At 61.9% G+C, this 23241-nt stretch carries 21 protein-coding genes and 1 tRNA gene; 7 read left to right on the top strand and 15 right to left on the bottom strand.

From position 1 onward, the window contains the following. Positions 1 to 13: 13 nt before the first annotated feature. Genes RBT42_RS04915 through RBT42_RS04930 form a run of 4 tightly spaced genes read right to left on the bottom strand, consistent with a single transcriptional unit; the run spans position 14 to position 2910 of the window. A complete protein-coding gene (locus RBT42_RS04915; RefSeq protein WP_320362750.1) occupies positions 14 to 547 on the bottom strand; it encodes a pilus assembly protein PilP in 534 nt (177 codons plus the stop codon). Then, positions 547 to 1230, bottom strand: a complete 684-nt coding sequence (locus tag RBT42_RS04920; protein ID WP_320362751.1) for a type 4a pilus biogenesis protein PilO — start codon at positions 1228 to 1230, stop codon at positions 547 to 549. The genes RBT42_RS04915 and RBT42_RS04920 overlap by 1 nt, the downstream gene beginning before the upstream one ends. Before the next feature lie 10 nt (positions 1231 to 1240). After that, positions 1241 to 1876, bottom strand: coding sequence for a PilN domain-containing protein (locus tag RBT42_RS04925; RefSeq protein WP_320362752.1), 636 nt, complete (start codon positions 1874 to 1876; stop codon positions 1241 to 1243). Next, positions 1873 to 2910 carry a pilus assembly protein PilM gene (locus RBT42_RS04930; protein ID WP_413785854.1) on the bottom strand — a complete coding sequence of 346 codons (1038 nt, stop codon included), beginning with the start codon at positions 2908 to 2910 and terminating at the stop codon, positions 1873 to 1875. Before RBT42_RS04930 ends, RBT42_RS04925 begins: the two co-directional genes overlap by 4 nt. Positions 2911 to 3197: 287 nt before the next feature. On the opposite strand from RBT42_RS04930, the gene RBT42_RS04935 reads away from it, so the two are divergent. Beyond that, a complete protein-coding gene (locus RBT42_RS04935; protein WP_320362754.1) occupies positions 3198 to 5600 on the top strand; it encodes a penicillin-binding protein 1A in 2403 nt (800 codons plus the stop codon). 39 nt (positions 5601 to 5639) lie between these two features. Here RBT42_RS04935 and cyaY read toward each other — a convergent pair whose 3' ends face one another. Then, a complete protein-coding gene (gene cyaY / locus RBT42_RS04940) occupies positions 5640 to 5993 on the bottom strand; it encodes an iron donor protein CyaY (RefSeq protein ID WP_320362755.1) in 354 nt (117 codons plus the stop codon). Positions 5994 to 6016: 23 nt separating this feature from the next. Between cyaY and lptM the strand changes: the two genes are divergently transcribed. From lptM to RBT42_RS04960, 4 genes are all read left to right on the top strand, one after another. Further along, positions 6017 to 6172, top strand: a complete 156-nt coding sequence (gene lptM / locus RBT42_RS04945; protein WP_320362756.1) for an LPS translocon maturation chaperone LptM — start codon at positions 6017 to 6019, stop codon at positions 6170 to 6172. Then, the gene (lysA, locus tag RBT42_RS04950; protein ID WP_320362757.1) at positions 6169 to 7440 is read left to right on the top strand and encodes a diaminopimelate decarboxylase; all 1272 of its coding nucleotides are present in this window, start codon (positions 6169 to 6171) and stop codon (positions 7438 to 7440) included. Before lptM ends, lysA begins: the two co-directional genes overlap by 4 nt. 208 nt (positions 7441 to 7648) lie before the next feature. Next, positions 7649 to 8680, top strand: coding sequence for a porin (locus RBT42_RS04955; RefSeq protein WP_320362758.1), 1032 nt, complete (start codon positions 7649 to 7651; stop codon positions 8678 to 8680). 303 nt (positions 8681 to 8983) lie between these two features. Further along, positions 8984 to 10042 carry a porin gene (locus RBT42_RS04960; protein WP_320362759.1) on the top strand — a complete coding sequence of 353 codons (1059 nt, stop codon included), beginning with the start codon at positions 8984 to 8986 and terminating at the stop codon, positions 10040 to 10042. Positions 10043 to 10203: 161 nt separating this feature from the next. Here the strand turns inward: RBT42_RS04960 and RBT42_RS04965 are convergent, their stop codons facing one another. From RBT42_RS04965 to RBT42_RS04975, 3 genes are all read right to left on the bottom strand, one after another. Beyond that, positions 10204 to 11532 carry a porin gene (locus RBT42_RS04965; protein WP_320362760.1) on the bottom strand — a complete coding sequence of 443 codons (1329 nt, stop codon included), beginning with the start codon at positions 11530 to 11532 and terminating at the stop codon, positions 10204 to 10206. A 202-nt stretch (positions 11533 to 11734) separates the two neighbouring features. Continuing rightward, entirely contained in the window at positions 11735 to 12769 is a 1035-nt protein-coding gene (locus RBT42_RS04970; RefSeq protein WP_320362761.1) for a porin, read from the bottom strand. Between the two features lie 190 nt (positions 12770 to 12959). Beyond that, complete coding sequence (locus RBT42_RS04975) at positions 12960 to 13982, bottom strand: porin (protein ID WP_320362762.1); 1023 nt, start codon at positions 13980 to 13982, stop codon at positions 12960 to 12962. A gap of 225 nt (positions 13983 to 14207) precedes the next feature. Here RBT42_RS04975 and ruvB point away from each other — a divergent pair, with 225 nt between their 5' ends. Beyond that, complete coding sequence (ruvB, locus tag RBT42_RS04980; RefSeq protein WP_320362763.1) at positions 14208 to 15302, top strand: Holliday junction branch migration DNA helicase RuvB; 1095 nt, start codon at positions 14208 to 14210, stop codon at positions 15300 to 15302. Positions 15303 to 15330: 28 nt separating this feature from the next. Here the strand turns inward: ruvB and RBT42_RS04985 are convergent, their stop codons facing one another. The 3 genes from RBT42_RS04985 to RBT42_RS04995 form a co-directional block, all read right to left on the bottom strand. Continuing rightward, positions 15331 to 15570, bottom strand: a complete 240-nt coding sequence (locus RBT42_RS04985) for a sulfurtransferase TusA family protein (protein ID WP_320362764.1) — start codon at positions 15568 to 15570, stop codon at positions 15331 to 15333. 33 nt (positions 15571 to 15603) lie between these two features. Next, complete coding sequence (gene cysM, locus RBT42_RS04990) at positions 15604 to 16506, bottom strand: cysteine synthase CysM (protein WP_320362765.1); 903 nt, start codon at positions 16504 to 16506, stop codon at positions 15604 to 15606. 63 nt (positions 16507 to 16569) lie between these two features. Beyond that, positions 16570 to 16654 (bottom strand) — tRNA-Leu (locus RBT42_RS04995). Between the two features lie 106 nt (positions 16655 to 16760). On the opposite strand from RBT42_RS04995, the gene RBT42_RS05000 reads away from it, so the two are divergent. After that, on the top strand, positions 16761 to 17372 hold the full coding sequence (locus RBT42_RS05000; protein WP_320362766.1) for a rhomboid family intramembrane serine protease: 612 nt from the start codon (positions 16761 to 16763) through the stop codon (positions 17370 to 17372). A gap of 46 nt (positions 17373 to 17418) precedes the next feature. Here the strand turns inward: RBT42_RS05000 and RBT42_RS05005 are convergent, their stop codons facing one another. From RBT42_RS05005 to ileS, 4 genes are all read right to left on the bottom strand, one after another. Beyond that, the gene (locus RBT42_RS05005; RefSeq protein WP_320362767.1) at positions 17419 to 18426 is read right to left on the bottom strand and encodes a DUF2189 domain-containing protein; all 1008 of its coding nucleotides are present in this window, start codon (positions 18424 to 18426) and stop codon (positions 17419 to 17421) included. Between the two features lie 143 nt (positions 18427 to 18569). Next, on the bottom strand, positions 18570 to 19706 hold the full coding sequence (locus RBT42_RS05010) for an aminotransferase class V-fold PLP-dependent enzyme (protein WP_320362768.1): 1137 nt from the start codon (positions 19704 to 19706) through the stop codon (positions 18570 to 18572). 90 nt (positions 19707 to 19796) lie between these two features. Further along, the gene (gene lspA, locus RBT42_RS05015) at positions 19797 to 20336 is read right to left on the bottom strand and encodes a signal peptidase II (RefSeq protein WP_320362769.1); all 540 of its coding nucleotides are present in this window, start codon (positions 20334 to 20336) and stop codon (positions 19797 to 19799) included. Then, positions 20336 to 23158 carry an isoleucine--tRNA ligase gene (gene ileS, locus RBT42_RS05020; RefSeq protein ID WP_320362801.1) on the bottom strand — a complete coding sequence of 941 codons (2823 nt, stop codon included), beginning with the start codon at positions 23156 to 23158 and terminating at the stop codon, positions 20336 to 20338. Before ileS ends, lspA begins: the two co-directional genes overlap by 1 nt. Positions 23159 to 23241: the final 83 nt, after the last annotated feature.

A 23241-nucleotide genomic window follows, 5' to 3' on the forward strand; every position in this document is an offset into this window, starting at 1 on the left:
TCCAGCTTCGTCTTCATCGTCCACCCTCCTGCAACTGCAGGGTGGTTGGACGTTCAATCCACTCGCCTGCGGCGTCCTGCACAATTTCTCGCAACGTGATCTCTGTTTCGGTGATCGTCAAGATCTTCCCGTAGTTCTGACCGAGGTAGTCGCCCACCTTCACCTGGTACAACAGTTCATCCACCTTCAGCAGCGCGTAGGGCGCACCTTTGCGGTTGACGCTGCCGACCATGCTCATGGCATCCAGCGGGAAAGCCTCCAGCGGCTCCTTGCGGCGATTCAGCTCGGCTGAGACCGCGGAGTTGGGCTGCGCGGCTTCGTTCTTGAGTGCCCCTGTCAGCTTGTTCTGGCTGAAAGGCTCCTCGGAGTCCATGCCGGCGTAGGCCTGCGGATGAAACTTCTGCGGCTCGGTCAGTGGCTGAATATTGGGCTTGACCTCTTGGCGCTGCTGATCCATCCAGGCTTGCAGCTCGTCGTGCTGACCACCGCAAGCGGTCAGGCTCAGCACGGCCAACAAGGCCAGCAATTTGTGTTGGGGTTGATGCATCACTTGCCCCCCGCTTTCTTGCTCTTGTTCTTCTCGGCCCGCGCCGCCTCGATCTCGGTGGGATCAAGGTAACGGTAGGTGCGAGCGGTGGCCTCCATATACAAGGCCCCCGTGTTGTCCTTGCCCGAGGCGCTGGCAATGTTGAGGTTGTGCAGCGTGACGATGCGGGACAGGTTGGCAATGTCACCGGTGAACGCGCCGATGTCGTGATAGCGACCCGTCACGCGGATGGCGATGGGCAGCTCGGCGTAGTACTCCTTGACGTCCACCTGACCGGGACGAAACAGGTCAAAGTCGAGTCCACGCCCCAGGCCCGCCTGGTTGATGTCCGACAGCAGCGCTGCCATTTCGGCCTTGCCTGGCAACTGTTTTTCAAGCTGCTTGACATACTCGCCCACCTGGATGAGTTGCTTGCGCAGCTCACCCAGATTGACAGCCTGAACCACCTTGCCACGGTAGTCATTCTTGAGTTGGACCTCTTTGTCACGCTCGGCCTGCAGTTCATCGGCCTGCGAGGACAGCAGCAGATACCACCCAAAAAAGACCACCAAGCCAGCAGCCGCAATGAAAGCGACAATCTTGGGCAGCAGTGGCCATTGGCCTGGTTCGTTCGGGTTGAGGCCCCGGAACTGCTCCTGGGCCTTCTCGAACCACTCGTTCAAATCAATGTTTGGATTTGCCATCTTGCGCACCTCAGGACGGTTTGGCCGCGGAGGCAGAAGGTTGCGCAGCGCTGGCGGCAGAGGCCGCAGCTGCGGACACATCTGCAGGCCGCTTCAAACTGATGCGCACCGAGAAGTTGAACAGTCGCTTAGCATCACGCGGGTCTTTAGCTGCACCAACCGCCGCCTTGATCTCCTGCAACTCCGGACGCTCCAGCCACTCGGAATGGTTGCTGGTGTTGCGCAGGAACTCCGAGACACGCTCGTTGGACTGCGCCGTCCCGGTGATCATGACCGACTGACCGTTTTGCTTGACGGACGTCAGGTAGATGCCCTCGGGTGTCTGCTTGACCAGTTCGTTGAGCAGGTAGACCGGCATGTTGCGATCGGTCTGGAGGTCTTCCACGGCGCGTTGTCGTGCCTGCAGAGACTCGATCTCTGCCTTGAGCGAAGAGACGTCCTTGATCTCGGCGTCAAGCTTGCGGTTGGCCTCCGCCAGAAAATCATTGCGCGCCTGCTGACCGCTGATCATCTGCTGCTGGAAGGCATACCAGAGCCCAACCACCACAGCCCCAATGGCCACGGACGCGCCCAGACCTGCGAAAAAAGCCTGCTTGCGCAGTTGCCGTTTTTCCTCACGATGAGGCAAAAGGTTGATCAAAATCATGCGAGAAACCTCCGCATGGCCAGGCCACAAGCGGTGAGGTAAGAAGGCGCTTCGCGACGCAGCTTGCTTTCACGCACAGCCGAACCGAGCTTCATGCCCTCAAACGGATTGACAACCATGGACGCAAACCCGGTGAGTTCAGTGACCCGGTCTTTGAGGCCGGGCAAACCGGCCGTCCCGCCAGCCAGCATCACATAGTGCACCTTGTGGTGCGGGGTACTGGTGAAGAAATACTGCAGGGCGCGGCCGATTTCCTGCGAGAGGCTGTCGACAAACGGTCCCAGGATGGTGGACTGATAGTCTTCAGGCAAATCGCCCGAGAGCTTTTTGGCCTCGGCTTCCTCAAAGGAGAAACCGTACTGCCGCGAGATCAGCTGCGTGAGTTGCGAGCCGCCAAACGCCTGGTCGCGGTCATAGAGCAACTCATCATCGCGCAAGACTTTCAGGCTGGTGTTTTCAGCGCCGATCTCAAACAGGGCGATCAAGGCATCCCTGCCCTCACCCGGCAAGGCACTGACGATGCGCTGCATGGCCAGTCGAGAAGCATAGGACTCGATGTCGAGCACGGCGGGCTTCAAGCCTGCGGCTTCGGCCAGGGCCTGGCGGTCCTGCACTCGGTCTTTGCGTGATGCCGCGATCAGCACCTCGACATCACCGGCAGAAGTCGGGCTCGGACCCACGACGCAGAAGTCCAGGCTGACTTCATCGAGCGAGAAAGGGATGTACTGGTTGGCCTCGGCCTCCACCTGCATCTCCATCTCTTCTTCGCGCAGGCCGGCCGGCAGCATGATCCGCTTGGTGATCACCGCCGACTGAGGCATGGCCATGGCCACCTGCTTGGTACGCGTGCCGCTTTTGGCCACGACCTTGCGGACAGCGTCTGCCACCTCATCGAATTTTTCGATCTGGCCGTCCGCAATCCAGCCTTTTTCAAAAGACTCTGACGCAAACCGATCCAGAATGAACTCGCCAGACCCAGCCTGGCTCAACTCGACCAGCTTCACGCCCGATGAGCTGATGTCCAGCCCGATCATTGCCTGATGCTTGCGGCCTAGGAGCGTATCAATAAAGCTCACACCGTCTCCCATGCGCCCGTCAAAGACGCTGGATAGTTAATAAACCACTTTCAATGCTATCAGCAAAGGATTTGAAACAGAGGGGATAGTTGCCCTGAGTAATCCCCAATCCGTTGCGCCTTGCACACGCCTTACAAGCAGTTTCAATCAGGGCATGATCCTGAACAAAGCTCAGGGCTCCCGTCAGCGGGGCTTCGTCGGGAGTGGTGGCTTCCTATAATGCCCCCTGCATTCGAGCAGACCTCATGAGCCCATCAGAGCCTTCCAGCCACAGCCCCCCCGTCTCGGACACGCCACGCTCCGCCGCCAAAGCCTGGTGGCGTCGCTGGGTGCTGACACCTCTCCTGAAATTGGTTGGCCTGGCCTTTGCCGGCGCCTTGAGCGTGATGCTGCTGGTGGCCATTGGCCTGTGCGTGGCCTACCCCAACCTGCCGGAAGTGCACGGCCTGTCAAGCTACCAACCCAAGATGCCCATGCGGGTGTACGCCAGCAACGGCACCTTGATCGGTGAGTTTGGCGAGGAGAAGCGGCATTTCCTGCCGATCCAGGAAATCCCCAAGGTCATGCGTGACGCCGTGCTGGCCATTGAAGATGCACGGTTCTATCAGCATGGCGGTGTGGACTATCTCGGGGTGCTGCGCGCCGGGTTGGCCAATTTTGGCGAATCTCGCAGCCAGGGTGCGTCAACCATCACGATGCAGGTGGCTCGGAACTTTTACCTGCCGACCGAGAAAACTTTTACCCGCAAGATTTATGAGATCTTGCTGGCCATGAAGATCGAGAGCAAGTTGAGCAAGGACCAGATCCTGGAGCTCTACATGAACCAGATCTTCCTGGGTCAGCGTGCCTATGGATTTGCAGCGGCCAGCGATATTTACTTTGGCAAGCCTATCAAGGAAATCACCGTCGCCGAGGCGGCGATGCTGGCGGGCTTGCCGAAGGCACCGTCTGCGTACAACCCGATCCGCAACCCGCGCCGGGCGACCATTCGCCAGCAGTACATCATCGACCGGATGTACGAGAACCGCTTCATCACAGCCGAGCAGCGCGATGAGGCCAAGGGCCAGGCACTGCGCTATCGCACCAAGGCACCGATTCCGCCCTATGCGGAGTACGTGGCCGAAGCCGCGCGCTCCTTGATGCACGAGCAGTACGGAGCGGACGCCTACACGCGAGGCCTGCAGGTGTACACCTCGATGGACCTGGCCGAGCAAGAGGTGGCAACCAAGGCGCTGCGCAAAGGCCTGCTCGACTTTGACCGCCGCCAAGCCTGGCGCGGCCCCGAGGCCTACATCGAACTGCCCACCGATCCGAAGCAGGTGGACATCATGATCGCCGAGGCCCTGGAGGACCACCCGGACAGCGACACGCTGCGCGCTGCAGTGGTCACACAGGCCGAACCCAAGCGCGTGCTGGCATCCTTGCAGTCAGGCGAACAAGTGGACATCGGCCCGGACGGTCTGAAGGCTGTGGGCAAGGCTTTCACTGATCAGGCCAGCCCGAAACATCAGATTCGCCGCGGCGCCGTGATCCGTGTCGAGCAAGGTAGCGACGGGCAGTGGGCCGTGCGGCAACTGCCCGAGGTCGAGGGCGCTTTCGTGTCCATGGACCCGCGCACCGGACTGATCCGCGCCATGGTGGGTGGTTTTGATTTCGAGCGCAACAAGTTCAACCACGTGACCCAGGCCTGGCGTCAACCTGGCTCCAGCTTCAAGCCCTTCATTTACTCGGCCGCACTGGAGAAAGGCTTCACCCCGGCCACCGTGGTCAATGATGCACCGCTGTTTTACAACGCCGGCAGCACGGGCAGCCGCGCGTGGGAGCCGAAGAACTACGACGGCAAGTTCGAAGGCCCCATGACGCTGCGCCGCGCACTGGCCAAATCAAAGAACATGGTGTCGATCCGCGTGCTCGAGTCCGTGGGGACCCACTATGCCCAGAACTGGCTGACCAACTTTGGCTTTGACGCCGCCAAGCACCCCCCCTATCTACCCATGGCCTTGGGGGCTGGCTCGGTGACACCCCTGCAGATGGCAGACGGCTATGCGGTATTCGCCAACGGCGGTTACCGCGTGAACCCCACACTGGTGCTGAAAGTCACCGACGGACGCGGGCATGTGCTAGCGCAGTACCGCCCAAATGTCCTGGACGAGCGCATGCGTGGCATTGATGCACGCAACGCCTTCGTCATGAACAGCTTGCTGCAGGAAGTGGCCCGCACAGGTACCGCCGCGCGCGCACAGGCCACCCTCAAGCGCCCCGACTTATTTGGCAAAACCGGCACCACCAATGACTCGATGGATGCCTGGTTTGCCGGCTACCACCCCACCCTGGTGGCCGTGGTGTGGATTGGCTACGACCAGCCACGCAAACTGGGCGACCGCGAAACCGGCGGCGGTTTGGCGCTGCCGGTGTGGATCGACTACATGGCCACCGCCCTGCGCAACACCCCGGTGACGGAACTGAGCCCGCCGGAGGGCGTGGTCAACATCGGGGGCGAATGGTTCTACGAAGAGTACACGCGCAGCAGCGGGGTACGCGATGTGGGCCTTCAGAGCCCAGAGGCAGAAGCGGGTACGCCGTCCACCCCGTCGGCATCCGAAAAGAGCGACATTCTGGACATGTTCGGCAAGCCAACGGGGGAGTGAGGCCCACTCCAGGGCCAACTCCTCGCCAGCTGCATCTCGTCAGAAGGTCAGGCCGGGCTTGCTTTGCTCGCTGGCGCAGGCCGAGAGTAGCGCAAAAAATTCGTCACCGCTGCGGGTGTCACGCCAGAGGCCTTCACCGTCCAGCCGGAAATGGAACCCCCCACGGCGTGCCGCCAGCCACAGCTCATGCAGCGGCGGTTGCGCGTTGACAATCAGCTGAGAGCGGTTAGGCAAGGTCATCGTCAACATGCCGCCAGTGCGTGCCGTGTCGATGTCGACCACATCGTCTTCCAGCCACCGATCCACCGTGGACTCGATGCGCGACAGGGCCGCCCGGATGGCTGCGTCGTACTGCGCGTCGCTCAGTCCGTAAGGGGAATCGGGATGGGACATGTCGGCTTCCTTAGAATGCGGGAATGAAAAGCAAGACACAAATTCTACGAGGCGCACTGGCCATCGCCAGTCTTTCGCTCATGACCCTGCTGACAGCAGGCTGCGGCATGAAGGGAGCCTTGTACCTCCCCGCACCTGCAGCGAGCTCCGCTCAACCCTCTACTCCGCCATCCAAATGACACTCCCCGGCTCCCCGTTTCTGGCCTACCGTGGCCAGGACCTCTTCATGGACGACCTCTCGTTGGGCGACATCGCACGCGAGCATGGCACCCCGCTGTATGCGTATTCGCGCCGCGCCATGCTGGCTGCACTCGCTCCTTATCAGAAGGCACTGCAGAGCCGCCCGCATCTGGTGTGCTTCGCCGTCAAGTCCAACTCGAACCTGGCTGTGCTGCAGACCTTTGCCCAGGCCGGCTGCGGGTTTGACATCGTGTCCGGCGGCGAGCTGGAGCGCGTCCTTGCCGCAGGTGGCGATGCGGGCAAGGTGGTGTTCTCCGGGGTAGGCAAGTCACGCCGTGAGATGAAGCAAGCGTTGGAGGCCGGCGTGCGCTGCTTCAACGTGGAGAGCACGGCCGAGCTGGAGGTGCTGTCGGAAGTGGCCACACAGTTGGGCCGCACGGCGCGGGTCAGCCTGCGCGTGAACCCGGATGTGGACGCCGGCACACACCCCTATATCTCGACCGGGCTCAAGGGCAACAAGTTTGGTGTGGCGCATGAGGTGGCCGTGGCCACGTATCAGCGCGCCGCCCAACTGCCAGGCATCGAAGTGGCGGGCATTGACTGCCACATCGGCTCGCAGATCACGGAGATCGCACCCTACCTGGATGCACTGGACCGTGTGCTGGACCTGGTGGAGGCCATCGAGGCGACCGGGGTCACCTTGCACCACCTGGATCTGGGTGGTGGCCTGGGCATCACCTACACCGACGAAACGCCGCCTGCGGCTGACGTGCTGATTGCCCAGTTGCTGGCCAAAATCGATGCCCGTGGACATGGGCACCGCGAGATTGTGTTCGAGCCCGGCCGTTCGCTGGTGGGCAACGCGGGCGTGCTGCTGACGGAAGTGATGTTCCTCAAGCCGGGTGAGCAAAAGAACTTCTGCGTGGTGGATGCCGCCATGAACGATTTGATGCGCCCCGCGTTGTACGAGGCCTTCATGGGCATCGTGAACACGCGGCAGCGGGACAGCGCCACCGAGCTGTGGGATGTGGTCGGACCGGTCTGTGAGTCTGGCGACTGGCTGGGGCGCGACCGACAACTGGCGGTTCAGCCAGGGGACGTGCTGGCGGTTTTGTCCGCGGGTGCCTACGGCATGACGATGGCCAGCAACTACAACACGCGCGGCCGGGCGGCCGAGGTGATGGTGGATGGAGCACAAGCGTGGGTGATTCGGGAACGTGAAGTACCCAGCGATCTGTTCAAGCACGAACATTTGCTGCCACGCTGACCCCAATTGAAGGGTTAACCCTTCAATTGGAATTTCAGACTGCGTAAATATGTTGCCATATTAAGACGGAACGAAAACGTCTAAGGGTGAGTCCCGAGGCGACGTCACTCGCCGACTGCTTCAATACATTGACCCTTTACGGGCACCGCGCAGGTGGCAACGCAAGCCTCCCACCACTCGGATTTACGTCAATATATTGGAGCGATTCATGAAAACAACCCTCGTGGCCTTGGCCGCGCTGAGCGCCGCTGCTGGCGCATATGCCCAATCGTCCGTCACGATCTACGGCGCCTTGGATGCCAGCGTGGCGTATGTGAAAAACCCGACGGACAAGACGGACAAGTCAGCCACCTACCTGAACGACAGCGCGATTACAACCTCGCGTTGGGGCATGCGCGGCACCGAAGACCTCGGCGGAGGCCTGAAGGCCAACTTCAACCTGGAAAGCGACGTCAACATGGGCACCGGGGCCAACAACCCCGCAGGCATGTTCCGTCGCTCAGCCTATGTCTCCCTGGCAAGTGACCAGTACGGAGAGCTGCGCCTGGGCCGCGCGACATCGGTGGCCGTTGGTCATGTTGTTTCTGGCGGCATTGTCCTTCCCAGCAATGCCATGCACGGCACCATGCTGATCGGCGCAGGGTTGGTTCCCGACTTCTTCGTGGCCAACGCCATCACCTACGTTTCGCCGTCGATCTCTGGTCTACGCGCCTCGCTCCAGTACGCTCCAGGTGAGGTGGCGGGTGACAGCAGCGCAGGCAGCTCGACTCATGCGGCTTTGAAGTATCAAGGCGGCAATTTCACGCTGGGCGGCGCTTACGTGAACGTCGAAGAGTCGGCTTCAGGAAATGACGATGGCCGTAAGTGGTACACGGTTGACGGCACCATCACACTGGGTCAGGTCAAGCTGGGTGCGGCTTACTACGACGTGGACCATGGTACCGGCGCCATCACCGCCAGCAAGGTCGACAACCAAGGCTATATTTTGAACGCCAGCTATCAGTTGGACCCCAAAGTCACCTTGTTTGCCGGCCTCATCAAGAGCCTGCAGGATTCGTCTGCCGTTTCACTGCAAGCTCGCTATGCACTGTCCAAGCGCACCACCGTGTACGCAGTCGTCAACCGTGCGGACAACGGCAACGAAGGTGTGAACTTCATCCCGATGTACATCGACGCAGCCAAGGGTGTTCCTAACGCCAAGCAAACCGGTGTCGCCCTTGGCGTGATCCACGCGTTCTAACGCTGAGTTGAACTGTTGCTCACACGACGTGATTTGCCGCGGCGTGTGAGTTCCAGTCAGCAGGCGACCGACACGACGGTGGTTTTGCCCTGCAGAAAATTAGGAGAAACACCAGGATCGACGTCTTCTTAATCGCGAGAAACGTCGCTAACTGGCAACGGTTTAGGTATCCGACTAGGTTCTGCCCCTAGTCCGAAAAAGCCAGCGGGCAGTTTCAATCGAATCACCCCCCCACATGCGGGGTGTGCGACGCGCAAAGCAACCCGCTTTGGCCGCCGCCTCAACAAGATTGGAACCCTGACCATGAAGAAGACTCTCGTCGCCCTTGCAGCACTGAGCGCCACCGCAGGCGCGTTTGCACAGTCGTCAGTCACGCTGTACGGCATTTTGGATGCCAGCGTGGGCTATGTGAACAAGGCCAACACTGCCGGCAAGTCCGCTGTCTACATGAACGACAGCGCCTTGCAGTCGTCTTACTGGGGCCTGCGCGGCTCTGAAGACATTGGCGGCGGATTGAAGGTGAACTTCAACCTGCAGTCCGATGTCCGCACCGACACCGGCGCAGGCAATGCCGACTTCTTCCGCCGCGAGGCCAATGTCTCCTTGGTCAGCGCCACCTACGGCGAACTGCGCCTGGGACGCACGATGTCACCCGCCATTGCCAACGCGCAAGGTGGCGTGGTGACGCCGGGTAACAGCATTGGTGTTTCCGCTGCTGCAGCCACAGGCACCTCTCTGGACTTCTTCACCAAGAACGCCATCACCTACTACTCCCCCGTGATGTCTGGCGTCCGCGCCACCTTGCAGTACAGCCCTGGCGAAGTCGCGGGCGACTCCAGCGCCGGCCGCAAAATGGCCGGCTCGCTGGTGTACACCTCAGGAGCGTTGCGCCTGGGCGCTGCAGCCCAACAGGTCAACGGTGCGACCGACGGAGAAACCTCTCGCACCTGGTACAACGTGAACGGCCAATACACCTTGGGTGCATTCAAGCTGGGTGCTGGATGGTACAAAGTTGACCAAGGCGACACTCTTGACAAGTGCGCAACTCCCACTGGCGCCACTGCAGATGTGTGCCGGGTTACGTCAATTCCATCGAGCCATGGCTACAACCTGAGCGTAGGCTACCAAGTCAACCCCCAAGCGATCGTGTCGGCCACGTACGTGCACAACAACCAGGATTCTTCGCTGTTGAACCTGCAGGCCCGCTACGCCCTGTCCAAGCGTACGACCACGTACGCGATGATCGCCATGGCGGACAATGGCACGAAGGGTGTGAACTTCACACCGTACATGTTCGCAGTCAGCGGTATGGCCGACAAGAAGCAATCAGCCTTTGTACTGGGTATGATTCACGCATTCTGATCAGAGCTGCGTCAAACCCAAAAGCGCCTTCGGGCGCTTTTTCCATGTCCGCGCTGGTGTGCGCCACACACTGATCTCACATCATTCGAACTTGCTCAAAAACAATGGGGCATGAAAAAACCGCCCGAAGGCGGTTTTGAAGTTCGTGCACAAGCAACGAATCAGAAGGTATGGCGAACGCCTGCCCCGATGTAAGTGCTCTTACCGCCCGGGTTGATACCAGCGCCAGCGAACACAGGGGTTTCGCGAAGACCAAGAGCGGTTGCGATGACGTCAGGACCGCCCTGAACCGGGCCGATCGGGCTGCCACCCAGGGTGAAACCAGCAGCGTTAGAAGCCGTACCTTCGTCGTCACGAATTTGAACCGCACGTGCGTACAGCGTGGTGCGCTTGGAGAGCGCATACTCCGCACCCAGCATCAGGCCAGTGTCTTTACCCTTGGTGAAGTTCTTGAACTTGATCTGGGAGACTTGACCCGAGAAGGTCCATTGATTCACGGGCACGCGAATGCCAGCAGCCACAAACTGAATCTTCAGATTGCCGTCACCGGTGCTGCCATTTACATCATAACGACCTTGGCCAAACGCAGCATCCAGCAAAATGCCATTCGAAGGCATCACGTACTTGATACCGAGGTTATACGCTTGGTAAGTATCCAAGGTGATGCCTGCAACTGCAGCGGCGGGCAACTTGGAGCTCACAACGGACACCGACGCATCGTCGAACTCGTTACGATGGTAGCCAATCGTGGCGTTCAAAGCGGAGTCGAACGCGTAATTACCGAAGAAACCAACAGAGCGACCGACCTTGGAGTCGGAGGCTTCAGCGCCGGCACCCGCAGCACCCAGAATGCCGCCCGAAGCAGAGGAAGCCGAACCGCCGCGCTGTGCGTTCACTTTCGAATACGCGCCAGCGTTAGGCGAGTACGCCAGCGAGCCAGTAAAACCACCCGCCTTCAGCCAGTAGCTGATCTGGTTGTCTTGGCGGACCATCAGGTTGTTTGTTGCACCACCTTCAATGAAGAGGTCGGTGGCACCAAAGCGCTCACCGGTCACAAATGCGGTGGAATAGAAAATCGGGGCATATTGACGACCCAGGCGCACTTCACCGAATGGCGTCGTCAAACCAACATAACTTTGACGGCCAAAGATGCGCCCGTCTTGACCCAAAGCACCTGTGTCGTGGCCCAGTTGCCCTTCCAGCACAAAAGAGGCCTTGTAGCCGTCACCCAGATTTTCTTCTCCTTTCAAACCAAACGAGGTCTGCGAAGAACCGCTGGGAGAAACACGCGTCACGCGACCCGGCGCGGCCAAGATACCCGCTGAGGTTGGGACGCCCGGGGCCAATGCAACACCCTTAGTCACCTTAACGTTGTCCACGCTGACGTCAGCGTTACCGTACAGGGTCAGGCTCGATTGAGCGAAAGCGGTACCGGCACCGAAGGTGGCCAGAGCGAGCGCAGCTGCAGTGGTCAGCGCGGTTTTTTGCATCTTGAATCTCCTAATAAAACCCAGGGAGGGTGTCGTGAATTGTTGCTGGCACACCCCAAGAGAGACTCACGGGTTTACACCAGTTTGTGGTCAGCACACTACACACGATGAAGATAGTTCAGCCAGTTGGTAACACTCCGCGGGGCTTAGAAACGACAAAAGGGGCCAAAGCCCCTTTTGCATTCACCTCAAACGAGGTGACTCAGAACTTGTGGCTCAGGCCCAGCGCCACGCCGCTGGAACGCTCACCCTTCACTCCGGTCAAGCCACCTACCGCGATGGCAGACTGTTCATCGTTCGACACGGTGGTTGCCAAGGCGTAGACCGACGTACGCTTGGACAAGCTGTAGATGCCCTTCAACGCAACGATGGTGGCGTCGGCATTGTCTCGAATGGCCGCCCATTCGCTGGCGCGAGAGACAGAGGCCTGAAGCGCGAAAGCACTTGCCAGCGGCACATCCAGACGGACGCCATACAAGTAACGCGCGCCATCCAAACTGATGCCCGAGGCATTGCGGTTGTAGTACCCCGTCACCTTGGTAGCGGTGAAATCGTATGACAGGTAGGCCAGCGCCGACCGCTCCTCGGCGCCAAGGTCGTTGGCCTTGGCTTCCAGGTAAGCAGCGCCAGCACCAAACGCGCCTACGGTGTACTGCAGGCTCAAACCGTAAAGGCGGCCAGTCTTGTCACCGGCGGTTTCGGCGCCGAGAACCTTGGGCTCTCCGGCTCTTGTGCTGTACTGCACTTGCGCGGTCAGTCCGTCGACCAACTTGGGCAGCACGTAGGTGATGCTGTTATCCACACGGCGGTATTTGACAGCGGCCAGCGTCTGGGCAGCGCTGAAGTCATCGTAAGACTGGGCGCCCAGGATATTGCTGTTGCCAGCCAGTGCACCGATCGAGGAGTCCGTGCGCCCCAAACGTAATTCACCGAAACCGCCGCTCAAGCCAATCCATGCCTGACGACCAAAAAAGCGCGTGGAATCGGCTGCACCGGTATCAGGCTTGACGGACGCCTCCAGAGCGAACACGGCCTTCAGGCCGCTACCCAGGCCTTCAGTACCTTTGAGGCCAAAGCGCGAGGAAGCCAGATTGTCAGAACTGACACGGGTGACGGTGTCGCCTGCCTTGACGCTTTCGACGGATGCATCCACCACGCCATAGAGGGTCAGCGAGGATTGAGCGGAAGCCACTGAGGCGGCCGACACGATGGCCAGCGCAAACAGTTTCTTGTTCATGGTTTCTCCCTTGGGCAAAACGCAGCCGCCAACACGGCGCCGGCAGTCCATCGGTGATTATTCTCCGATGCTGACTTGTCCGGGGTAACCGAAAGTCATTGCGTCGTTAGGCGACGACACAGCCAAGCCCGTTAAACGCAAGAAAAAAGGGGCCGAAGCCCCTTTTGATTGCCCAGCGGTCTGAAATGAATCAGAACTTGTGGCTCAAGCCGATGGCAAAGCCGCGAGCGGTCTCGCCGTTAGCAACGGCTGCGCCAACGTCACGGTTCAGGTTATCGTCGTTCTTGACGTTGGTGAACAGTGCATACACAGAGGTGCGCTTGGACAGGCTGTAGATGCCCTTCAGTGCGACGATGGTGGCGTCTTCGTCGGCTTTAACGCCAAACTTGCCGTCCTTGACTTGCGACACCGAAGCCTGCAGTTTGAGGTCCTTGCCAACCGGCACATCCAGACGACCGCCCACAACTTGCACCTTTTCAGCTTGGCCGTCGCGCTTGTCTTGCTCAAAGTAACCGGTCAGCTTGGCCACGCCGAAGTCGTAACCCAGGTAAGCCAGCACGCCAGTGTCATCCACGGAGGCGGTGCGCTTGGCTTGGATGTAGCCCAGGCCAGCACTGAAGCCGCTGGCTGCGTACTGAACGTTCAGGCCGTAGTGGCTGCCAATCTTGTCAGCGTTTTCAGCAACAGGCGCACCCTTGGTACCGTATGCGGTGCTGTACTGCACTTGAGCGGACAGTCCCTCCACAAACTTGGGGAGGATGTAGGTGATGGCGTTGTCGGTACGGCGATACTCATCAGCTGCAAAGGTCTTGGCGATCTTCAGATCGTCGTAGGCTTGTGCGCCGAGGATGTTGCTGTTACCAGCCAACAGGCCAATCGAAGTGTCTTGACGGCCGAAGCGCAGTTCACCGAAACCACCGGACACGCCCGCCCAAGCTGCGCGATCAAAGAAGCGATCCTTGGCGGCACCGGTGTCCACATCCAGAGCAGCTTCCAACACGAAGTTGGCCTTCAGGCCGCCGCCGAGGTCTTCGGTGCCCTTGAAGCCCAGACGCGAGGATGCCAGGTTGTTGGAGGTGACGCGGGTCACGGTATCGGTGCCCTTGACGCTTTCCAGCGAAGCGTCAACCACGCCGTACAGCGTCACGGAAGATTGAGCGAAAGCAGCCGAAGAGGCAGCGATGGCGGCCAGAGCCAACAGGGTCTTTTTCATGGAATTCTCCAAAGTTGAACTACACGCTTCAGCGATGTCGTGAGACGGTGGACGGGTGCTTGGCACCTCGGTTGTGAGCCTGAGAAGCCAGGCCGCGGTCCGCTGAAACTGATGGCATTGCAGCAAAGTTCTGTGACAGATGTGATGACAGCTTTGTCATATGGATATGCACCCTGAATTTCTGTTGCATTGGCGCAACTGGGGTGCCCCGCGGATAATCCGGGCATGAGCATCCAGACCGACGACTTCGACGCCCCTCGCCGGACGCGCATCACGCCCGTCAACCCTTTTGTGAGTGACACCGCCGACCGCGTGGTGGGCGCCGCGGTGACCTCCCCCCTCGAAGACGTGATGGAGCGGGCCCTGCGCCCGAAAGACCTGGAAGAGTACGTCGGCCAGGCCAAAGCCCGAGAACAGCTAGAGATCTTCATTGGTGCCGCGCGCAAGCGGGGTGAGGCGCTGGACCATGTGCTGCTGTTTGGCCCACCCGGCCTGGGCAAGACGACGCTGAGCCACATCATTGCCACCGAGTTGGGTGTGAACCTGCGCCAGACCTCAGGGCCGGTACTGGAGAAACCAAAGGACTTGGCCGCCATCCTGACGAATCTGGAGCGCAATGACGTCTTGTTCATCGACGAGATCCACCGACTGAGCCCGGTGGTGGAGGAGATCCTCTACCCGGCGCTGGAGGACTATCAGATCGACATCATGATTGGTGAAGGGCCTGCCGCCCGCTCGATCAAGCTCGACCTGCAGCCTTTCACCCTGGTGGGTGCCACCACCCGCGCGGGCATGTTGACGAACCCTTTGCGCGATCGCTTCGGCATCGTGGCTCGGCTGGAGTTCTACTCGGCGCAGGAGTTGCAGCGCATCGTGACGCGCTCGGCGGGCCTGCTCGGCGCACCGATTGACCCGGAAGGGGCCATGGAAGTGGCGCGGCGCTCACGCGGCACGCCACGCATTGCCAACCGACTGCTGCGCCGGGTGCGTGACTACGCCGAGGTGAAGGGCAATGGGCGCATCACGCGCGAGATGGCCGACAAGGCCCTGGCGATGCTGGATGTGGACCCGGTGGGTTTTGACGTGATGGACCGCAAACTGCTGGAGGCCATCATCCACCGCTTCGATGGGGGACCGGTCGGCTTGGACAACGTGGCCGCCGCCATTGGTGAGGAGCGCGACACGATCGAGGATGTGATCGAGCCCTACCTGATTCAACAGGGCTATTTGCAACGCACGCCGCGCGGGCGCATTGCCACGGCGACGGCGTTCCGCCACCTGGGTCTGCAGGCGCCTCAGGGGGACAGCCTGCTGGACTGATCAGCGGGCCAGGGACTGCGCGGGCCGCTCAGCGGCGGCGCAGGATGTGGACGTATTCCTCGCGACCGTCGCCTTGCAGGGCTTGCTGGTCAAGCAAGTCGTTGCCGGTCTGGCGGGCAAAGGCCTGGAAGTCGCGCACGGAGCCGGGGTCGGTGGCCAGGACCTTGAGGATCTCGCCGCTGTGCATGTCGGACAAGGCTTTCTTGGCCTTGAGGATGGGCAAGGGGCAGATCAGGCCGCGGGCGTCGAGTTCTTTGTGGATGTCCATGGCGATGCGGGCTGGTGGATCGGTCTGTGTGGATCAGGCCGGGAAGACCCCGGTGGAGAGGTAGCGGTCACCCCGGTCACAGACAATGAACACGATGGTGGCGTTGCTCAGATTCTGCGCCAATTGCAGGGCGGCCCAGCAGGCACCCGCGGCCGAGATGCCGCAGAAGAGCCCCTCTTCGGCCGCCAGACGACGCGCCATGTCTTCGGCATCGGCCTGGCTGACGTAGATAAGCTCGTCGACGCGGCTGGGGTCGTAGATCTTGGGCAGGTAGGCCTCGGGCCATTTGCGGATGCCGGGGATGCGTGAGCCTTCTTGCGGCTGCGCGCCCACGATGCGCACCGCGGGGTTCTGCTCTTTCAGGTATTTGGAGACGCCGGTGATGGTGCCGGTCGTGCCCATGGCACTGACGAAGTGGGTGATCTGGCCTTTCGTATCCAGCCAGATTTCGGGGCCGGTGGTCTCGTAGTGCACCGCCGGGTTGTCGGGGTTGGCGAACTGGTCGAGCACCACACCCTTGCCTTCACGCACCATCTGGTCGGCCAGGTCGCGGGCGTATTCCATGCCACCGCTCTTGGGCGTGAGGATGAGCTCGGCGCCGAAGGCCTTCATGGTCTGGGCGCGCTCGATGCTGAGGTCTTCCGGCATGATCAGGACCATGCGGTAGCCGCGGATGGCGGCGGCCATGGCCAGTGCGATGCCGGTGTTGCCCGAGGTGGCTTCGATGAGGGTGTCGCCGGGCTTGATCTCACCGCGCTCTTCGGCGCGACGGATCATGTTGATGGCGGGGCGGTCTTTGACAGAGCCGGCCGGGTTGTTGCCTTCGAGCTTGGCCAGGATGACGTTGCCACGGGCCGCGTTGTCTGCCCCAGGGATGCGCTGCAGGCGCACGAGGGGGGTTTTGCCAATGGCGTCTTCAAGCGTGGGATAGGTCATCGCGGCCAACCATTCTCTGCAAACAAAAAGAGCCCCTGGATCGGAGCTCTTGATGGCATTGCGTGGTGCCCCGGGCCGGACTCGAACCGGCACTCCTTGCGGAACCGGATTTTGAATCCGGCGCGTCTACCAATTTCACCACCAGGGCATTTGTGTGAAGATTCGAAGGATAGCACAAGCCAACACGCCCTGACGAGGGCTGCACCGCGCGTGACGTTCTATGATGCGTTTCTGCAATCTGACCGACGCGCCGCATGCCTCCTTTGCCTCCCATCACCCAGGCCCTGCTTCTGATCAACGTGGCCTTGTTCTGCCTGGACCTGGCTTTTGGTCACCTGCTGTCTCAGTTCATGGCCTTGTGGCCTTTGCAGAGCGGCTACTTCATGCCCTGGCAGGTGGTGACCTACGCCTTCATGCACGGGTCGATGGGGCACATTTTCTTCAACATGATGGGCTTGTGGATGTTCGGTAGCGAACTCGAACGCATCTGGGGGCCGCGTCGTTACCTGCAGTTCCTGTTGGCCAGCGTGCTGACGGCCGCAGCCTGTCAGCTGATCATTTCGATGCTGGGCGGCTGGATGAACCCCACCGTGGGGGCCTCGGGCGGCCTGTTCGGCCTGCTGCTGGCCTACGGGATGATGTTCCCCAACCGCACGATCATGCCGCTGTTCCCGCCCATTCCGATGAAGGCCAAGGTGTTTGTGGCGGTGTACGGTGGCCTGGAGTTGTTCCTGGGCGTGACGGGCACGACCTCGGGCGTGGCGCACTTTGCGCACCTGGGTGGCATGCTGGGCGGCTGGCTGATGCTGCGCTACTGGCGCGGTCAGCCACCATTCAAGCCTGGCCGCGGGCCACATCGGTTCTGAGCCCGTAGCCCAAGAGCGACCCGGCCAGCGACACCCATCAGGCGGGTCAGATGGAACGGGTTGCTGAAGCTTCGGCGTCTTTGCCATCGACTGGCATGACGGCCCGGTAGGCATGCCAGGATGCGTGGCCGAGCACCGGGCCTACGACCAGCAAGCCCAGGAAGCCAGGCAGCAGGGCCAGCACGATCAAGCCTGAAATCAAGGCTGCCCACAAGAGCATCACGCCCGTTTGCGTGCTGACCAGTCGCATGCTGGCCAGACCGGCAGAGATGGCGTCCACACCCCGGTCCAGGATCATCGGCATGCTGATGACGCTGATGGCATAGATGAGCGCCGCGAAGATGCCGCCCACCAGCGTGTAGGTCACGAAGAAGGTCAGGTACTCCTCGGTCAGAAAAGACGAGAGGGGGCCAGTGAAGTCAGGCATGCCGGTGAAGCTGATCGCGAAGACGATCATGGCGGCGCGGCCCCACAGCATCTCCAGAACCAGCAAGATGGCCGCGAAGATGGCCAGTTGCGCGCTGCTGATGCGCCAGGCGGTGAGGGAGCGCCAGAAATTTGGCGGCTCGCCGCGCTCCAGGCTGCGGCTGACCTGGTACAGGCCCAAACACAGAAAGGGGCCCATCAGCAGAAAGCCGGCCGACAAGGCCAGGGTGTACTGCGGCGCGAACTCGAACACCGCGAGCAAGGCCCAGCCCATCAAAACAAAGCAGGCACCATAAAACAGGCCGATCGACGGGGCACACAGGAAATCGGCCCAGCCACGCTGCAGCCAACGCAGCGGATCGCCCCAAGACAGGGTGGCCAGTGGCATGTCCAGCACGCTGGGCGGGCGGGCAGTTGCGGCAGCTGGATCGCTGCGGCTTGACTGCGAGGGCGTGGCCGCCCAGGCTGCGGAGCTGTCAGCGGAGGCAGGAGGCTGGTGGTCCTCACGCTGATGCCCGAAGGAAGACACCGTCCAGTGGCCGTGGTGACGCTTGAGGACCGAGCGCCGCCGGGTGCCCCGTCGGCGGGAGACGAGAACGTGATGCGACAAGCGACCGACCGTACCCATACGCCCTCCTGCTGGAAGTCATGCTGACCACACAGTACGCCGCCACTGGGAGATCGTCATTGGGAAAAGCACGGACCCGGCGAGGGTCGCGTGCGGATACAGCCGTCACGCAGCCACTGTTGCCCGTGGCCTGCAACGAGGACTCATTGTCCCGATTGAATGGCCGTCAGGGCCTGATCCAGTTGCTGCAGGGTGCGCGGGATGTGGTGCCACTTCTCCAGACCGAACAGACCCAGACGGAAGGTGCGGAAATCGGCCGGCTCGTCGCACTGCAAGGGCACCCCGGCTGCGGTCTGCAGGCCCAGGGCCAAGAATTTCTTGCTGGACTGGATCTCGGGGTCGGTGGTGTAGCTGACCACGACGCCCGGCGCCTGGAAGCCCTCGGCGGCCACGCTCTCGTAGCGGTGGCGGGCCAGCAAGGCGCGCACTTCCAGACCCAAGGTGATCTGCTCCTGGCGTACTTTCTCGAAACCATAGGCCTCGGTTTCGGCCATGGCTTCGCGCAGGCGCACCAAGGCGTCGGTGGGCATGGTGGAGTGGTAAGCGTGGCCGCCGCCCTCGTAGGTTTTCATGATCTGCAGCCACTTCTTGAGGTCCATCGCGAAGGTGCTGCTTTGGGTCCCGTCGATGGCCTGGCGGGCGCGCTCGCTGAGCATGACCATGGCGCAGCAGGGCGAGCTGCTCCAGCCTTTTTGGGGCGCCGAAATCAGGATGTCCACGCCGGTGGCCTTCATGTCCACCCACATGGCGCCCGAAGCGATGCAGTCGAGCACGAACAGGCCGCCGACAGCATGCACAGCGTCGGCCACGGCCTTGAGGTAGTCGTCGGGCAAGATCATGCCGGCGGCGGTCTCCACGTGCGGGGCGAAGACCAGAGCGGGCTTCTCGCGCGCGATGGTGGCCACGACCTCCTCAATCGGGGCCGGCACCCAGGGGCTCTGCGAGTCGTCACGCAGGCGGCGCGCCTTCAGGACGGTGTGGCTGGCCGGGATCTGGCCCATGTCGAAAATCTGGGTCCAGCGGTAGCTGAACCAGCCGTTGCGGATGACCAGCACGTGCTGGCCGTGGGCAAACTGGCGTGCCACCGATTCCATGCCGAAGGTGCCGCTGCCGGGCACCAGGGCCACGGAGTGCGCGCTGTACACCCGCTTGAGCATGGCCGAGATGTCGGTCATCACGCCCTGGAAGCGTTTGGACATGTGGTTGAGCGCGCGGTCGGTGTAGACGACCGAAAACTCAAGCAGACCGTCGGGATCAATGGCAGGAAGCAGTCCAGGCATGGCAGTCAGTGGCAGAGTCGATGTACTGCGTTCAGCCTAGCACACCGCCCTGCCCTCACGCCGCAGGCGCATCCCTGAGCGAAGCGGGGTTTAGCCCCCGCGTCGCACGCGCAGGACCTCGTCAAGGATCAGCAACACCGCCCCCACACTGATGGCGCAATCGGCCACGTTGAAGGCCGGGAAATGGCCGCCGGGGAAAATGCCCGAGAGGAAGGCCCAGTGGAAATCCAGGAAGTCCACCACATAGCCGTGCACCAGACGGTCGATGACATTGCCGATGGCGCCACCCAGGATGAGCGTGAGCGCCCAGGCAAACAGCTTCTGATTGCCATGCTGGCGCAACATGTAGACGATGAAGACCGTGGCCGCCGCCCCCAGGCCGACGAAGAACCAGCGTTGCCAGCCCCCCGCCCCCGCCAGGAAGGAGAAGGCCGCCCCGGTGTTGTGCGCCCGCACGATGTTGAAGAAAGACCAGACCTCGCGGCTGTCACCGTGCTGCATCCAGCCGACGATGAGCACCTTGGTGAACTGGTCGAGCAGGATGATGATGGCGGCGATGCCGAGCCAGGGCAGCAAGCCCTGGTTTTGGCTACCGCGCGAGGTACCGCCGGAAGACTTCTTGGTGGCCATCAGGCGTGCTCGCGGTGTTCGCCGTCACCGTGCAGGTTGCTCTCGCAACGGCCGCAGATCGTCGGGTGCTCGGGGTTGACGCCCACGTCGTCGCGGTAGTGCCAGCAGCGCTCGCACTTGACGGCCTTGGAGGGGTTGACCTCGATCTGGGTGCTGTGGCCTTCGGCCAGCTCAACGCTGGAGACGATGAGCACGAACTTCAGGTCGTCGCCCAGGCTGCGCAAGTCGGCCAGCAGACGCTGGTCGTCGGCGTTGATGGTGACGAACAGGTTGGCTTGCAGCGAGGCGCCCACTTCACCACGGGTGCGCACTTCTTCGATCTGGCGGTTGACCTCTTCGCGGAAGGCGCGGATGCGCGACCACTTGGCCAGCAGCTCGGTGTCCTTGTCGGCCTCGTGGAAGTCCCAGTAGGTCTCGGTGAAAATGGTCTCGCCACCGTTGAAGATCTTCCAGGCCTCTTCGGCGGTGAAGCTCAGGAACGGGGCAATCCAACGCAGCATGCCGTTCGTGATGTGCCACAGCGCGGTTTGCGCAGCGCGGCGAGCCTTGCTGTGGGTGGCGCTGGTGTAGAGGCGGTCCTTCAGAACGTCGAGGTAGAAAGCACCGAGGTCTTCGGAGCAGTACACCTGCAGCTTGGCGACCACCGGGTGGAACTCGTAGCGCTCGTAGTGGGCCAGGATGTCTTCCTGCAATTGCGAGGCACGGGCCAGGGCGTAGCGGTCGATTTCGAGCAGCTCGCTCAGCGGCACGGCGTCGGTCGCCGGGTTGAAGTCGGACGTGTTGGCCAGCAGGAAGCGCAGGGTGTTGCGGATGCGGCGGTAGCCGTCGACCACGCGGGCGAGGATCTTGTCGTCGATGCCCAGGTCGCCGGAGTAGTCGGTGGAGGCGGCCCACAGGCGGATGATTTCGGCGCCCATCTTGCCGGACACCTCTTGCGGGGCGACCACGTTGCCGACCGACTTGGACATCTTGCGGCCCTGGCCGTCCACGGTGAAGCCGTGGGTCAGCAGGCCCTTGTAGGGCGCGCGACCGTAGATGGCGCAGGCGGCCAGCAGGGAGCTGTGGAACCAGCCACGGTGCTGGTCGTGGCCTTCGAGGTAGAGGTCGGCTTCGTGCAGCTCGTCGTGGCCGGCGTCAGGGTGGCTGCCCTGGGCGGGGTTGAGCACGTGGAAGAAGGAGGTGCCCGAGTCGAACCACACATCCAGAATGTCGGTGGACTTGGCGTAGTCGTCGGCTTGGTCACCCAGCCAGGCGGCCATGTCCAGCGTGGACCAGGCTTCGACGCCGCCCTGCTCGACGAGGTCAGCGGCCTTGTCCATCAGGGCCATGGTGTCGGGGTGCAGCTCGCCCGTCACCTTGTGCAGGAAGAAGGGCAGCGGCACGCCCCAGTTGCGCTGGCGGCTGATGCACCAGTCCGGGCGGTTGGCGATCATGTCGCGCAGGCGGGCGCGGCCGTTCTCAGGGTAGAACGTCGTGTGGTCGATGGCGTCCAGCGCGGTCTGGCGCAGGGTCTTCTCGGCCTTGTCGGTGGTGAAGACGCCCTCGCCTTCGTCCATGCGCACGAACCATTGAGCGGCGGCGCGGAAGATGACGGGCGTCTTGTGGCGCCAGCAGTGCGGGTAGCTGTGGACAATGTCCTGGGTGGCCAGCAGGCGGCCGTGCTCGCGCAGGGTCTCCAGCACCACCGGGGCAGCCTTCCAGATGTGCATGCCACCGAACAGGGGCAGTTCGGCTTCGTAGACGCCGTTGCCTTGCACGGGGTTGAGGATGTCGTCGAACTTCAGGCCGTGGGCGATGCAGGAGTTGAAGTCGTCCACACCGTAGGCGGGCGCGGCGTGCACGATGCCGGTGCCGTCTTCGGCGCTGACGTAGTCGGCCAGGTAGACGGGGGCTTCGCGGTTATAGCCTTCGTGCACATGCGCCAGCGGGTGCTTGAACTTGAGGCCTTCGAGCTTGGCGCCGGTGGTCGTTGCGATGACCTTGCAGTCGTCGGCCGCAAAGCCGTAACGGGTCACGGCTTTATCCACCAGCGATTCGGCCAGCACCAACAGGCCCTTGGGCGTGTCGACCAGGGCGTAGCTGAGTTCGGCGTGGACGTTCAGGGCCTGGTTGGCGGGGATGGTCCAGGCGGTGGTGGTCCAGATCACCGTGAAGGCGTCTTTGCTCAGGCTGCTGAGGCCAAAGGCGGCGGCCAGCTTGGCGGGCTCGGCGCTCGGGAAGGCAACGTCGAGCGTCTGCGACTTCTTGTCGGCGTATTCGATCTCGAACTCGGCCAGGGAGGAGCCGCAGTCGAAGCACCAGTACACGGGCTTGAGGCCACGGTAGACGTAGCCGCGCTCCATGATCTTCTTGAGCGCGCGGATTTCGTTGGCTTCGTTGCCGAAGTCCATGGTGCGGTAGGGATGGGCCCAGTCGGCCAGCACGCCCAGGCGCTTGAAGTCGGTGCGTTGCCCGTCGATCTGCTCGGCGGCGTAGACGCGGGCCTTGGCTTGCACGTCGTCGCGGCTGAGGTTGCGGCCGAAGGTTTTCTCGATCTGGTTTTCGATGGGCAGACCGTGGCAGTCCCAGCCGGGCACGTAGATGGCGTCCATGCCCTTGAGCTGGCGCGCCTTGACGATCATGTCCTTGAGGATCTTGTTGACGGCGTGACCGATGTGAATGTTGCCGTTGGCATACGGCGGGCCATCGTGCAGCACAAACTTGGGCGCGCCTTGACGGGCGGCGCGCAGCTTGTCGTACAGACCGTTTTGCTCCCACTCGGCCACCCAGAGAGGCTCACGTTTGGGCAGGTCCCCCCGCATCGGGAAGGGGGTGTCCGGCATGTTCAGCGTGGCGCGGTACTTGGACTCGGGCGCCTCAGCGGGTTTGGCGCCGCCCTTCTTGGCTTCTTGTTGGCTCTTGCCGG

It is taken from the genome of Aquabacterium sp. (assembly GCF_034003525.1).
Classification (GTDB): domain Bacteria; phylum Pseudomonadota; class Gammaproteobacteria; order Burkholderiales; family Burkholderiaceae_C; genus Aquabacterium.